Annotated in this window: 13 protein-coding genes; 3 read left to right on the forward strand and 10 right to left on the reverse strand. The window is 61.6% G+C overall.

The features are described 5' to 3' along the window. Positions 1-123: 123 nt before the first annotated feature. Positions 124-1,269, forward strand: coding sequence for a conjugal transfer protein TraF (gene traF, locus P0111_09840; protein MDF0644323.1), 1,146 nt, complete (start codon positions 124-126; stop codon positions 1,267-1,269). 40 nt (positions 1,270-1,309) lie between these two features. Continuing rightward, a complete protein-coding gene (locus P0111_09845) occupies positions 1,310-1,918 on the forward strand; it encodes a hypothetical protein (GenBank protein ID MDF0644324.1) in 609 nt (202 codons plus the stop codon). 380 nt (positions 1,919-2,298) lie between these two features. Here P0111_09845 and trpA read toward each other — a convergent pair whose 3' ends face one another. From trpA to P0111_09885, 8 genes are all read right to left on the reverse strand, one after another. After that, positions 2,299-3,117: a tryptophan synthase subunit alpha gene (trpA, locus tag P0111_09850; protein MDF0644325.1), complete on the reverse strand. Its 819-nt coding sequence runs from the start codon at positions 3,115-3,117 to the stop codon at positions 2,299-2,301. After that, the gene (gene trpB, locus P0111_09855; GenBank protein MDF0644326.1) at positions 3,114-4,343 is read right to left on the reverse strand and encodes a tryptophan synthase subunit beta; all 1,230 of its coding nucleotides are present in this window, start codon (positions 4,341-4,343) and stop codon (positions 3,114-3,116) included. The genes trpA and trpB overlap by 4 nt, the downstream gene beginning before the upstream one ends. Positions 4,344-4,359: 16 nt before the next feature. Continuing rightward, positions 4,360-5,016 (reverse strand): phosphoribosylanthranilate isomerase, encoded by a 657-nt coding sequence (locus P0111_09860; protein MDF0644327.1) that lies wholly within the window; start codon positions 5,014-5,016, stop codon positions 4,360-4,362. A 36-nt stretch (positions 5,017-5,052) separates the two neighbouring features. Continuing rightward, positions 5,053-5,892 carry an indole-3-glycerol phosphate synthase TrpC gene (trpC, locus tag P0111_09865; GenBank protein ID MDF0644328.1) on the reverse strand — a complete coding sequence of 280 codons (840 nt, stop codon included), beginning with the start codon at positions 5,890-5,892 and terminating at the stop codon, positions 5,053-5,055. Positions 5,893-5,904: 12 nt separating this feature from the next. After that, the gene (gene trpD, locus P0111_09870; protein ID MDF0644329.1) at positions 5,905-6,918 is read right to left on the reverse strand and encodes an anthranilate phosphoribosyltransferase; all 1,014 of its coding nucleotides are present in this window, start codon (positions 6,916-6,918) and stop codon (positions 5,905-5,907) included. A 71-nt stretch (positions 6,919-6,989) separates the two neighbouring features. Next, positions 6,990-7,625, reverse strand: a complete 636-nt coding sequence (locus P0111_09875; protein ID MDF0644330.1) for an aminodeoxychorismate/anthranilate synthase component II — start codon at positions 7,623-7,625, stop codon at positions 6,990-6,992. Positions 7,626-7,643: 18 nt separating this feature from the next. After that, positions 7,644-9,140, reverse strand: coding sequence for an anthranilate synthase component I (trpE, locus tag P0111_09880; protein MDF0644331.1), 1,497 nt, complete (start codon positions 9,138-9,140; stop codon positions 7,644-7,646). 23 nt (positions 9,141-9,163) lie between these two features. Continuing rightward, complete coding sequence (locus P0111_09885; protein MDF0644332.1) at positions 9,164-9,817, reverse strand: LysM peptidoglycan-binding domain-containing protein; 654 nt, start codon at positions 9,815-9,817, stop codon at positions 9,164-9,166. 260 nt (positions 9,818-10,077) lie between these two features. Between P0111_09885 and ligA the strand changes: the two genes are divergently transcribed. Further along, on the forward strand, positions 10,078-12,090 hold the full coding sequence (ligA, locus tag P0111_09890) for an NAD-dependent DNA ligase LigA (GenBank protein ID MDF0644333.1): 2,013 nt from the start codon (positions 10,078-10,080) through the stop codon (positions 12,088-12,090). Positions 12,091-12,093: 3 nt separating this feature from the next. Here the strand turns inward: ligA and P0111_09895 are convergent, their stop codons facing one another. Together P0111_09895 and P0111_09900 are read right to left on the reverse strand one after the other, a co-directional pair. Then, positions 12,094-13,428, reverse strand: coding sequence for a hemolysin family protein (locus P0111_09895; protein ID MDF0644334.1), 1,335 nt, complete (start codon positions 13,426-13,428; stop codon positions 12,094-12,096). 227 nt (positions 13,429-13,655) lie between these two features. Beyond that, entirely contained in the window at positions 13,656-14,336 is a 681-nt protein-coding gene (locus P0111_09900) for a septal ring lytic transglycosylase RlpA family protein (GenBank protein MDF0644335.1), read from the reverse strand. Between the last annotated feature and the right edge of the window lies 1 nt (position 14,337).

The raw sequence follows: 14,337 nt of genomic DNA on the forward strand, positions 1-14,337 counted from the left end.
CGGGGACGGGCGCCGGTCGGAAAGGCGACAGTCTCCGCAATCCTTGTCCTCAAATCCTTGACGAGGGGCCAGCCATCCAATAGACTCGGCGGCAGTTCTCCGATGCGAAGGAGTCCTCAGTCGATGGCTCACGCGCGAATCCTTCCATTCTGCGCCGCGGCGACGGCGGTCCTGCTTCTATCCGCTCAGGCGAGGGCGACGGAGTTCGTGATCGTCGGACCGCGTGCGATGGGGATGGGCGGAGCCGGCGTCGCGATCACGACCGACGCGCTCGCCACGTATTGGAATCCTGCCGGGCTGGCGATGACGCAGACCGTGGACATCCGCATTCAGGCCGGCGGGCAAGGGATCGACCGGATGGGTATTGCGCAGTCGATCCACGATCTGGAATCCTTCAACGTCAACGATACCTCGGCCAGCAATCTCGCGAACGCGCAGAACATCGCCAACCGTATCAATCAGCCGGGCGCAAACATCTCCATGAACGGATCGGCCGGCCTCTACATCAAAGGCCACTTCGGGGAGCACGCCTTCGGCATCAATGTCTCCGATGTCGCCACCGGCGGCAGTTTCGTCTCGACGCCGGTCCAGGCGACCCAGCCGGGCGGTCCCAACACGCCGATCAGCCTGAAGGGGCAGATGGCCCTCGTGGGCCTCGAAGCCAGGCAGATCGCCCTCTCCTATGCCTATGCGTTTGCCGACAAGACTTTCGCTATCGGCATGACCGGGAAGATCATCCAGGGCGCGGCCTACAACGGCTCGACCACGCTGACGGGCGGCACGGACGTGTCGCTCCGAGACAACTTCGGGAAGCCCACGCTGTCCACGGCACTGAGTCTCGACCTGGGCGCGATATACCGGCCTTCCTCCTGGCTGCGCTTCGGTGTCGTGGCCAAGGACATCACGCAGCCGACCTTCGACAGCCCGTCGGGAGAAATGAAACTTGGGCCACAGGTCAGGGGCGGCATGGCCGTCAATCCCTATTCCACGCTGACCCTGTCCGCTGATGTGGACATCCTCTCCAACAATACGTTCGTGCCGGGCGTGAAGAGCCAACTGCTCAGCCTGGGCGCGGAGCAGACGATCCTCAACGAGTTCCTCTCCCTGCGGATCGGGGCGTTCAAGAACATGCAGGATGCCGGAGTTCCCTTTACGCCTACGGCGGGACTCGGCTTAAGGATGTATGCCTTCCGGCTGGACCTGGGCGGGGGATACGATTTCCAAGAACAGGGAGCGCTGGCTTCAGGGTCGCTGGCGCTCACATTCTAGGATCCTCGTCTTTCTCTAATGTAATGGTATACTGAAACCCATGTTGATGATCTCACAGAGGTTTTTGCGCTCCGCGCTCGCGATCGTCCTTCTGTCGTTCACCGGATGCGGAGGGCTTCAGGAAGTATGGGAAGGGCCCGGCGCCAAGGTGTTCCGTCCCCAGGCGATCGCGGTGTTGCCGCCGATGGCGAGTCAGTACGACAGCGCGCGGGAAGACATCCAGGACGTGCTGTCCGGCGCCCTCACCAAGGTGGCGAGTATCGAGCGCGTGGTGAGTCCGGAAAGCGTGACCGACATTTTCCAGGGGTCGAAGGAGGCTTTCGATTCGCTGGTGTTTTACTTCTCACGGCTCGAAATGACGGGACAATCGGACAAGGAGTCGGCTATCAAGCTGGGTAAGGCGCTGAATGTGGATTCGTTTCTCGTCGTGCGGGTCAATTCCTGGGAATATGTCCGCAAGGAAGGCGACAACGTCGGCCGCGTCGGACTGAGCTTGCGGCTCGTGGACGCGACGACCGGCACCACCGTATGGAAGGCCCGGCACGAACGGTCCAGCAGTTATATGTTCTACCGTCCGAATCTGAAGGATGTGGCCAGGGACCTGGCCGACGAAATGATCAAGTACATGCCTCCCATCCCCAAACGGTAAGAAGCGTTTCCCTCCCGTTCCCGTTCCATTTAGCCCGAATTCCGCAGTAGCAAAAGAGAGATTGACCTCGAATGTCATTTCGACCAACGGGAGAAATCTGTTCGCTCTTCCAAGCTGAAGATTTCTCACGGAGCCTGCCCTGAGTGAAGCCGAAGGGTTCGAAATGGCCACGCGATCAGGGTTGATCGTCTGATTGCCAGGCTGGTGGAGCACGCATCGCCCTTCCAAACCCACAGGCTCAAATCCAACTGCGGAATCCGGGGTTATTGGTTTCGCCTCCGAACACAGATCATCATTACACCAGCGATGGCGAATCAGGGCTCCATCGTTTGGCCGGCTGTCGACGGGCACCCACGAGTATGGGAGAGGGGCGCGAGCGACTAGTTCTGCGGCGCGCGGCGAGACGTCATGGCGGTCTTGAGGGAATGGACGAAGCCGGCCACGTGCTCGACGAGGCGGGCGTCCTGCCTGTGTGCTGCGACCTGCTTGACGATGGCGCTGCCGACGATCACGCCGTCCGCAACGGCGGCGACCTTTTCTGCGTCCTCGGGTGTGGCGACGCCGAACCCGACGGCGATGGGGGTCGCGGATACTTTGCGGATCTTTTCCACGTTGCGGCCGACCTCGGCGACATTGCTCAGTTTGGCTCCCGTGATCCCGGTGAGCGACACGTAGTAGAGGAATCCCTTGGACTGCCTGGCCACATACGCGCGCCGCTGTTCCGTACTGGTCGGGGCCAGCAGAAAAATCAGCTGCAGACCCGAGGCGGCGGCCGGTTCCTTGAGCGGTCCCGATTCGTCCGGAGGCATGTCCGGCACGATCAGTCCGTCTATTCCAGCGGCGACCGCCTCCCGGCAAAATCGCTCCGTGCCGAACGCATGGATGCTGTTGTAATAGGCCATCAGCACGATCGGGATCTGCGTTATCTGTCTCAGTCGGGACACCATCGGCAGGATGGTGCGAAGCGACGTTCCGCTCCGAAGCGCCCGTTCCGCCGCCTGTTGGATCACCGGCCCGTCGGCGATGGGATCCGAAAACGGTACGCCCAGCTCGATCACGTCCGCGCCGGCCTCTTCGAGCTTGGGCACGAGTTGCTCCGTCTCTTGCAGGCTGGGATCGCCGGCCATCACGTAGGTGATCAGCGCCGCTTCTCCCCGATCTCGAAGCCTCGAAAACGTGTGGTCCAGTCGGAAGGTCATAGCGCGATCCCCCGCATGCGGGCGACCTGCTGCACGTCTTTGTCTCCTCGGCCCGACAGGTTGACGAGGAGAATCCGGCTCCGCTTCATCGTCGGTGCGAGCTTGACGGTATGGGCGATCGCGTGGGCGCTCTCGAGTGCCGGGACGATGCCCTCCTCCCTGGCCAAGAGGTCGAACGCCGCCAAAGCTTCTTCGTCAGTGGCCGACGTATAGGTGGCCCGCCCGGTCTCCCTGAGGTAGCTGTGTTCCGGTCCGACGGCCGCATAGTCGAGACCGGCCGAGACCGAATGGGTCAGATTGATCTGTCCGTCGTCGTCTTGCAGCAGATAGGTCATGGTGCCTTGAAGGACGCCCAGCCGGCCCCCGGCGAACCGTGCGGCGTGCTTGCCGCTCGTGATTCCCAGGCCGGCCGCCTCTACGCCGATCATCTGCACCTTCTTATCGCCGAGGAACGCATGAAAGAGGCCGATCGAGTTGCTGCCGCCTCCGACGCAGGCGATCAGACAGTCCGGCAGACGTCCTTCGGCCGACAGGATCTGTTTGCGGGCTTCTCTGCCGATGATCGACTGGAAGTCGCGGACCATCATGGGATAAGGGTGGGCGCCGAGCGCGGAGCCGAGCACGTAATGCGTCGTGTCGATGTTGGTCGTCCAATCGCGCATCGCTTCGCTGATGGCGTCCTTCAACGTGCGGCTTCCGGCATCGACGCCCGTCACCGTCGAACCCAGCAGTCGCATGCGGAACACGTTCAAGGCTTGGCGCTGCATGTCTTCGGTGCCCATATAGATTTCGCACTGCAGGCCGAACATGGCCGCCACAGTCGCGGTCGCGACGCCGTGTTGGCCGGCGCCCGTCTCCGCGATGATCCTGGGTTTCTTCATGCGCTTGGCGAGCAGGCCCTGGCCGATGGCATTGTTGATCTTATGGGCGCCCGTGTGGCAGAGGTCTTCGCGCTTCAGATAGATCTTCGCACCGCCGAGGCGTCTTGTGAGGCGTTCCGCATAATAGAGCTGCGTGGGCCGGCCGACGTACTGCTTCAGATAATAGGCGAACTCAGCCTGAAAACGGGCGTCCTTCCTGGCTTTCGCATATTCCTGTTCCAGTTGGAGGAGGGCCGGCATCAACGTTTCCGGCACGTAGCGGCCTCCGTAGATGCCGAAGCGGCCTCTGGCGTCGGGAAGTGCGGTGGGGGCGTTCTTTCTGGTCGAGATGTTCTTTCTGGTCATGGGGCGACGATCCGGTTCAGGTTGCGAATGCCTGTCTGGCCGACTGGATGAACCGATGGACTTTCTCACGATCCTTCTTGCCAGGGGAAAGCTCGACGCCGCTGCTCACGTCCACGCCGTAGGGTCGTACCGCTCGGATGGCCTCACCGACGTTCTCGGGCGTCAATCCGCCGGCCAGCAGCACGGAGGCGGTCTTCGCCGCCTCGGCGGCAAGGATCCGATCGACGGTGCGGCCGGTTCCTCCATAGGCCTCGTCGAGGTAGGCGTCGAGCAGGAAGCCTCGAATCCCGGCGCGCCCTTGAAATTCCGCCAACGCGAGAAAGCTGCCGCGGTCCTTGATCCGGAGAGCCTTGACCGCCGGTCGCGCGAGTTCGAGGCAATAGGCGGCGGTTTCGTCCCCATGCAGCTGCGCCAGCGCCAGCCTGCAGCTGTCCATGAGATCACGGACCACCTTCACCTCCTCGTTGACGAACACACCGACCGCCGCGACGAACGGCGGCAAGGATGTGATGATGCGGGCTGCCACGGAGGGCTCCACCCATCGAGGGCTCTTGCGATAGAACACGAACCCCAACGCGTCGGCTCCGGCCGATACGGCCGCCGCCGCGTCTTCCTCGTTCGTGATTCCGCAGATCTTGATCCTGCCGATCAATCTGCCTTGCGTTACGGACATCGTAACGCCCTCCGTTTACAGGCCCCGCCCTCAGGGTTACCCTGCTTCCTTTCCGTCTGCGTCGCGATCTGCTGTCGTCCCGCGAAGCTCGGCGATCTTGGTCTCGACGGCCTCCGCTTTGATGAGGGATTCGCCTACCAGCATCGCATGAACGCCTGCCTCCAGCAACCGCTCGACGTCCGCCCGCTTGTGGACGCCGCTCTCGCTGACGATCAGCTTGTCGGCCGGCACACGCTTGGCCAGTCGCACGGTGACCCCCAGGTCCGTCGAGAAGGTCCTGAGGTCGCGGTTGTTGATGCCGATGAGGCGGGCGTCCGGAATCCGCTCCAGCACCAGATCCAATTCGCGCTCGTGATGGGTTTCGAAGAGCACGTCGAGAGACAGGTCGCGGGCCAGAGCGTGAAACTCTTCCAGTTGTCGGGGTTCGAGCGCGGCCACGATCAACAGCACGGCGTCCGCGCCATAGGCCCGCGCTTCGTAAAATTGGATCTCCTCGACCATGAATTCCTTGTTGAGCGCCGGCAGCGAGACCGCTTGTTTGACGGCCTGGAGATCGTCAAGGCTGCCGCGAAAGAAATCCCGATCGGTCAGGACGGAGAGCGCGGAAGCGCCATGCTCGGCATAGGACCGCGCGATGGCGACCGGGTCGAACCGTTCCTCGAACTCGGGCCGCAGCAATCCGAGACTGGGAGAGGCCCGCTTGACCTCGGCGATCAGGGCCGGGCTGGAGGCGGTGCGAGTCGCGTCGAGCGCGACCGCAAACCCAAGAGGTCCCGAGAGGTCGCGAATCTTGCCCTTCAACTCCGACCGGTAGCCGCGGCTCTGTTTGTGCCGGAGTTCCGCCTTCTTATGTTCCAGGATGCGCGCGAGTATCATGGCGACCGGTGGTCAAGCATTCGTGTAGGCGATCAATCGCGCCAGCTTCTCGGCAGCAGCGCCGGAATCGATGGTCCTTGCCGCCAGGGCGAATCCGTCCGCAAGGGTTTTGGCTTTGTGCCCGGCGACCAACGCCGGGGCCGCGTTGAGGCAGACCATGTCCCGTTTCGGACCCTTGCGTCCCTGCAGGATTTCCTTCGTCATGAGCGCGTTGTCTTCGGGGCTGCCGCCGGCCAATTCCTTCGGGGACACCCTGGTCAGTCCGAAGTCGGATGGATTCAACACATAGGTCGACAGCACTCCTCCCCTGGCTTCGGAGATCAGAGTGCGATCGGTCAAGGTGATCTCGTCCAGTCCGTCCATGCCGTGCACGACGAAAGCGTGTTGCGAGCCCAGGTGCATGAGGACCTTGCCGAGCAATTCGGTCAGGCGGGGCTCGTAGACGCCGATGACCTGGATGCCGGCTCCGGCAGGATTCGTCAGTGGACCCAGGACATTCAGCATCGTGCGGATGCCCAATTCTTGTCGAGGAACGGCGCAATGTTTCATCGCTCCGTGGTACAGCGGGGCGAAGAGAAAACCGATGCCGATTTCGTTGATGCAGTCGGCGACCCGGCCGGTGGGCAAATCGATCTTCACGCCCAGCGCGGCAAGCACGTCGGCGCTGCCTGATTTGGAGGACACCGATCGGTTCCCGTGCTTCGCCACGGTCAACCCGGCTCCGGCCACCACGAATGCCGACGTGGTCGACACGTTGAAGGTATGCCGCCCGTCTCCTCCCGTGCCGCAGGTGTCGACCACGAGCGGGTCGCCGACGGCAATGCGGACCGCGCGGTCTCGCATTGCCCTGACGGAACCGGCAATCTCTTCGACACTTTCCCCCTTGAGGCGAAGCCCCATCAGGTAGGCCGCGATCTGGGCCGGGGTCGCCGCCCCGCCCATGATCTCGTTCATGACCTCTTCGGCCTCCTTTTCGGTCAGCGAAGTGCGATCTGCCAGCTTTCCGATGGCCTCTCTGATCATCATCGACAGCATTTCCGTTCAGCCGCCGGCGACGAATTCCGTCGCGCCGTCTGGTCCGGCTGAAGGCCGTGCGGCTACAGTTTCAGGAAATTGCGGAGTAAGTCTTTGCCGGCCGCCGTCAGAATCGATTCCGGATGGAACTGCACCCCTTCCGCACCCAGCGACTTGTGGCGCAATCCCATGATTTCTCCTTCTGCGGTCTCGGCCGACACATCGAAGCAGACCGGCAACGTGGCCCGTTTGACGACCAGCGAATGGTAGCGTGTCGCCTCAAAGGGGTTGGGAAGGTCGCGAAAGAGCCTGTTCCCATCGTGGCGGACCATGGACGTCTTGCCGTGCATGAGGCGATCGGCCCTGACCACCTCGCCGCCGAAGGCCGCCGCAAGCGATTGGTGGCCCAGGCAGACACCGAGGAGCGGCACCTGACCGGCGAAGTATTTGATCGCTTCGACCGAGATTCCGGCCTCCTTCGGCGTGCAGGGGCCCGGCGAGATGACGATACGGTCCGGACGCAATGCTTCGATCTGTCCGATGGTGAGATGGTCGTTGCGATAGACCCGCACGTCCTCACCCAACTCGCCGAAGTACTGCACGAGGTTGTAGGTGAAGGAATCGTAGTTGTCGATCATCAGCAGCATCGCAGTTTCCCGTGTCTTGTCGCCGGTGAAGCGCATCTCGTGATGGGCCGGTGCGTGCGCTTCACACTCCACCGTTCACGGACGACATTCTTATTCCAGTCCCTGTTCCGCCAGCTCGATGGCGTTCATCATGGCTCTTGCCTTGTTGCAGGTCTCCTCGTATTCGTGGTCGGGGTTGGAATCCGCGACGATGCCGGCGCCCGCCTGGACAAACGCCTGATGCTTCTTAATGACGACAGTCCGGATGTTGATGCACATGTCCATGTTGCCCGAGAAACTGAAATACCCCACCGCGCCGGCATAGGGGCCTCGGCGGGTCGGCTCCAACTCGTCGATGATCTCCATCGCGCGGATCTTCGGTGCGCCGGAGACCGTTCCGGCGGGGAAGCAGGCGCGCAGGACGTCGTAGGACGTCTTGGACGGGTCGAGCCGGCCGGTCACGTTCGAAACGATGTGCATGACGTGGGAATAGCGTTCGACGTGCATGAGCGAGTCGACCGACACGGAGCCGGGCCGGGAGACGCGTCCGACATCGTTGCGTCCCAGGTCCACGAGCATCACGTGCTCGGCCCGTTCTTTCTCATCGGCGAGGAGCCGCCGCTCCAATTGCTGATCCTCCTCCGCCGTGTGGCCGCGCCGGCGCGTGCCGGCGATCGGTCTGACGGAGATGACTCCGTCTTCGCACCGAACGAGCGTTTCCGGAGACGAGCCGACGAGTTCGACCCCCGCTACGCGCAGGTAATACATGTAGGGAGAGGGATTGACGACTCGCAAGGCGCGATAGAGCTGCAGAGGCGGGGCCTGGACATTGGTCTCCCACCGCTGGGATAAGACGGCTTGCACGACATCACCCGCCCGGATGTATTCCTTGGTCCGATTGACCATCTTTTCGAAATCTGCGCGGCTCAGATTGGAGGTGAACGTGATCGGACGGCGGCGCCGATGCGGACGACCTCGGCGCAGGGGGCGTCGCAACCTGGTGATCATGCGTTCGATCCGCTCCGTGGCTTCGCGGTAGGCTCTACTCACATCCCGGTCATGCGTCGAGGTCACGTGGGCGTTGGCGACCACCTTGATCTTTTGCGCGACGTTGTCGAAGATCAACAGCGTATCGGTCATGAGAAACGCGAAGTCGGGCAGGTTCAGGTGGTCCTTCGGCCTGGATGCGAGCTCCTCGAAGGTTCGCACCATGTCGTAACTGAGGTAGCCGACGGCCCCGCCGACGAAGCGCGGCAGATTCGGCACCGTCACCGGACGGAACCCCTTCATGTGCTCCCGCAGTCGCTCGAGTGGATTCCCCCGGCTGGGGATGCGGGTCTTTTTCTTGCCCCGCACGATCATCAAGTCGCCGCGGTCCTCGCAAATGACGACCGGTGAGCCGCTGCCCAGAAACGAATACCGTGCCCACTTCTCCCCGCCTTCGATGCTCTCCAGGAGGTAGGCGGTGGGGCCGTGGTCGATCTTGGCGAACGCGGAGACGGGCGTTTCGTAATCCGCCAGAATCTCGCGATAGAGGGGAATCAGATTCCCTTCATGAGCGTAGCGGCGAAACTCGTCGAAACTTAATGAATAGCCGGCGGTCGCCACGGTCCGATCCTTGGTACTCCTAATTACTCTTGGCCCACGATCAGTTTCTGCCCAACCTCGATGATGTCGTCCGGCAGCTTATTCCACTTCCGCAGTGTTTCGAGCTTGACTCCGTAGCGACGGCTGATGCGGTACAGCGTCTCGCCGGGCTTGACGACATGGATGGTGGGAGATCCGTGTCCGGTGGCGGCGACAGCCGTCTCCGTTTGGGCCGCCGCGGTGTCCTCCGGCAAGCCGGTCATGGAGGATGCGCTGAGGTCGCCCATGGCCGGGGTCGCCTCGACCGGCGGGGCCGCGTGGACTTTGGGCGCTGGTGGGGTCCGCTTCATGTCGGCTCGGGCTTTCCGCTCGAGCAGCGCGGCCTCCTTGATGGCTTCGGATTCTTCCTGCACGCGGCTCATCTGTTCCCGTACTGCCTGGACTTGAGCGGTTAATTCACGGTTTCTGGCATCGTATTCCGCGAGCTCCCTCTTGGAGCGCTTGACTTCGTTGTCGAGTTCCGCCGTCCTCTTTTCTTCCTGCGACAGCAGGCGCTGAAAGTTCAGGCTGCGCGCCTTTTCCGCTTCATACTTTTCGGAAAGGACGCATCCGCTCAGCATGAACCCTCCGCAGATCAAGGCCATGACTCTCACACCGGATGCTGCGATCACCGTATTCACTCGTTGGTCCTCCTTCATGGAATCCTCCTCCGACCACGTGAAGCGCTTCCTCCGGCAACCCTACTTCCTCACTCCAGGCTGCCGAACCCTTCTCTGTCAGCTTGACGGGGTTTCATACCATAGTGGCTAACGCGGCGGAAGTCAAAGGGTTATCGGCACCCGCTTGTTTGACCGTCTCCCCGACCCTATGCTACCGTCCCCCTCGGTGCTCGACTGCGTGGAACCCCGTCACGTCCGGACAAACGTCGCAGATTCATCCTGATCATTCCCTCGTGCCCATGGCCACCGACGACATTCAAAAGCGACTGCAAACACTGCGGGAAGAAATTCGCCGCCACGACGCGCTCTACTACGTCAAGGATCGACCCGAGATCTCCGACGGGGCTTATGACAGCCTATTTCACGAATTGACCGAGCTGGAGCAGGCTCACCCTGATCTCATCACCCCTGATTCCCCCACCCAGCGCGTCGGAGGCGCACCTCTGGGCGAACTGGCAAAGGTGCGGCACGAGCAGTCCATGTTGAGCCTTGATTCGATTGTGGATCGTGGGGATATCCTGGCCTTTGATCAACGCATGAAGCGGGAGCTGCAGACCGAAGAGGTCCGGTATACGGTGGAGCCGAAGTTCGACGGGTTATCGGTCGAATTGGTCTACCAAGGAGGGATCTTTGCACGCGGGGCCACGAGAGGGGATGGCACGACCGGGGAGGACGTGACGGTCAATCTGCGCACCATCCGCTCGTTGCCGCTGCAGCTGGCGCGGGGATCCGGTGCGCCGGATCGCTTGGTGGTCCGAGGCGAAGTCTATATGCGTTTGGGCGATTTTCAGACGTTGAACCGGCGGATGACGGAACGGGGCGAGGAGGCCTTCGCGAACCCACGCAACGCGGCGGCCGGATCGCTCCGGCAGTTGGATTCCACGATCACCGCATCGCGGCCGTTGACCGTGACCTGTTATGAAATCATGGGGCAGTCGGGACCGCCGATCCGGACGCACTGGGACGAACTCGACGCCTTGGCGCAATGGGGGGTGCCGGTTCCCCAGCTGCGGCGGCGTTGCCGGACGATCGACGAGGTGATCGCCTATCATCACGAAACGGAAGCGGTCCGGGATTCCCTGCCCTACGAGATCGACGGGGTGGTCGTGAAGGTGGATGACCGGAGCAGCCAAGAACGGCTGGGCTCCAAATCGAGAAGTCCGCGTTGGGCACTCGCCTTCAAATTTACACCCCGGAAGGAGATCACGGTGGTCGAAGGCATCGCTGTTTCCGTCGGACGGACCGGCACCTTGACTCCGCTGGCGCTGCTCCGGCCGGTCGAGGTCGGCGGCGTGACGATCAGCCGGGCGACTCTGCACAACGCGGACGAGGTGATCAGGAAGGACGTACGGGTGGGCGATACGGTGAAGGTCGAGCGAGCCGGAGACGTCATCCCCGCCATCGCCGAGCGGGTGCCCGTTCCGGGAGAGCAGCGCTCCGAGCCTTTCCGGATGCCCCAACATTGTCCGATCTGCGGCTCGGCGGTGGCCCGCGAAGGCGCCTACTACTATTGCACCGGCCAGCCCGTCTGCGGGGCGCAGATCAAGGGAGCCATCGAACACTTCGCCTCCAAGGCTGCGTTGGACATCGATGGGCTGGGGCGGAAGACCGTCGCTCAATTGGTGGATCAAGGATTGGTGCGTTCATTGGCGGATCTCTTCGTCCTGACCAAGCCGCAATTGCTGTCGCTGGAAGGGTTTGCCGATCGATCGGCCACCTTGCTGTTGGAGGCGATCGAACGGAGCAAGACGGTCACCCTCGATCGGTTTTTGATGGGACTCGGTATCCGTCAGGTCGGCCAACATATCGCGAAAGTGCTTGCCGGAGAGTTCGGATCGCTGGAGGGCGTGATGGAGGCGGATCCGGCCAGGCTCCAACAGGTGCTCGAAATCGGACCGGAAATCTCCGCGAGCCTCGCGTCCTACTTCTCCGAACCGCAAAATCGCGCTGTCATTCGAGACCTGCTTGACCGAGGACTCGTGATTGCCGAGGCCAGGAACGCCCGCCCCGGCCGAACCGGCCTGGCGGGCGGGACATTTGTCTTTACCGGCGGACTCCAAGGCTTTACGCGGGAGGAGGCCACACGTGCAGTGGAAGAACAGGGGGCGCGTGTCGCTTCGAGCGTGAGCAAGAAGACGTCGTACCTTGTGGCTGGGGACGACCCAGGATCCAAGCTGGACCAGGCAAAGAAATTCGGGGTGAAGGTTTTGAACGAGCAGGAATTCGCGGAGCTGGTGAAGAGGAAGGCCTAGCGCTCAGCCGACGAGGTTGAGGTTTGGCGCCTCGACCGACACGGGAGATTTCTCCTCGCGGAATATCTGCACGCTCTTGATCGATCGAGGCTCGGCTTCGTGAATCAGGATGCGGCAGTTGCCGATCCGCAGTTCCTCGCCGATTTTCGGGATACGACCCAATTCCTGCTGGATGAGCCCGCCGATGGTGACCGCTTCATCGCCCAGGTCGACTTTGAGGAAATCATTCACCTTGCGGACTTCCGTCCTGCCGTGGACCAGGATGTGGTTCTTGCCGATGCGCTTGATCAGCTCTTCGGTGATGTCCGTCTCGTCCATGATTTCGCCGACCACTTCCTCGATCAGGTCCTCGAGCGTGACGATTCCCATGACCCCGCCGAACTCATTGACGACCACCGCCATGTGGCGCTTGTCCTGCTGGAACTGCTTCATTAGATCGTCGGCGGTTTTTCCGGCCGGCACGAAGAGCGGCGGATACGCGATGTCCTTGAGCTTGGAATCGAAATGCCCTTTAGCCAGCTCCGTCAGAGCCTTGGTCTTGTAGAGAATGCCGATAATATTGTCCATGGTGCCGTCGTAGACCGGAATTCGCGAGTACTTGGAGCTATAGAGCAACTCCTGCGCGTCTTTGAGGCGGAGATTGCCGTCCAGGGAGAAAACATAGAGGCGCGGGGTCATCGCATCCTCGGCGGTGATGTCTTTCAGTTGGAAGACGTTCTTGATCATCTTCACCTTCTCGACCTCGATCGCGCCGGCCTTGCCTCCCTCGTCCAGCATGATCTTGAGCTCCTCTTCCGTCACCAGGGGAAGCGTCAGCCCCTTGCCACCCGTCAGCTTGTAGATGAGAGGGACCATGACGAACAACACCGGGCGCAGGAGGACCTGTACCCAATAGACGGGATAAGCCATATTGAGGGTGACGGGCACGGCAAACTTGGCGGCCAGAGTCTTGGGGATGACGTCCACGGAAACCAGGAGTACGAAGGTGAGTAACCCGACCACCACGGCGATCGTGTCGTCGAAGAAGGTCCTATCTCCATAGGCGTTCAAGGTCAGAAAGGTCGCATACATGGGGATGGCGGTTCCAACCAACCGGTCCCCGACCAGGATGGTGGACAGGAGCTGTTGGGGATCACTCCGCAGCCGCAAGGCCATGTTGGCCCTGGCATTATGATTCTGGGCCAAGGCCCGCAGTTTGGTTTCGTTGACTGAGAAAAAGCCGATCTCGGCGGTTGAAATCACGGCTGAAAGAACGATGAGACCCAAAAGGATCGCAATATCCATGAAGTTCCAGAAATTAAGGACGACCGACCGGGGTAGTTGTGCGACAAAGCTCAAGGAGCACGATTGGCTCCTTTCCTTTTAAGCCGAGCAAGCCAGTCTGAGGCGCGGGGAGGAGTTGCGACACCTGAAATGGGAGTCTGGCACCGAGGCTGATCATCGGTAGGTAGATGTATCATACCCCCCCGTAGGGGGCAAGCACATTGAAAAATCCATTCGCAAAATCAAATAGTTGCATCAAACTCCCGCAATATTCCAGAGAATTTTCCGATGGCGTCTCTTCCCTAGCCGTCATCTCGGAATACAAAGGGCTGAACGGAAAGATCGGATTCCAGTCTGGAGGCGGCAGCTTCGGCCTGCGCCTCAGAACGGAATTCCCCTACCTGAACCCGATACCGGCGGCCTTCCGGAAGGTCCACCGCCTGGATCCGTCCGGTAGCGTAGAGTCGCCTGGCTCGGTTCAACAAATTCAGCGCATTCTGTTGGTCGGCAAAGGCCCCGACCTGGACCCGCAGCGCTCCCATGTCGTCCGCTCGCCCTTGGAAGCCGATGACTCGGAGTTCAATCGAGGCAGTGCCGTTACCGGTCATGTCCAGAGCCTGGGCCCCTGCCAGCGAGAGGTCGAGAATACGTCCCTTGGCAAAAGGCCCTCGATCATTGATCCGTACCGTGGCTTGGCGGCCTGAACTCAGCGATCGGACGACCGCGATCGATCCCAGGGGAAGAGTCCGGTGGGCGGCAGTCATCTGATGCATGTCGTACCGCTCTCCGTTGGCGGTCTTGTTGCCGTGAAAGCCTGGTCCGTACCAGGAGGCGATGCCCCGTTCTATATAACCGATCGGATAGCCAGGGAAATAGGTCGGCTTCGGAGCCGGAGCGCTACAACCGGACGTTAGGCCGATGAAGACAAGCAACAGGGCCGTTGAGAGAAAAGAGACGCGGGCGCGTGGAAGACGGTCCGGCATC

The organism is Nitrospira sp. (assembly GCA_029194535.1).
In the GTDB taxonomy this organism is placed as follows: Bacteria; Nitrospirota; Nitrospiria; order Nitrospirales; family Nitrospiraceae; genus Nitrospira_C.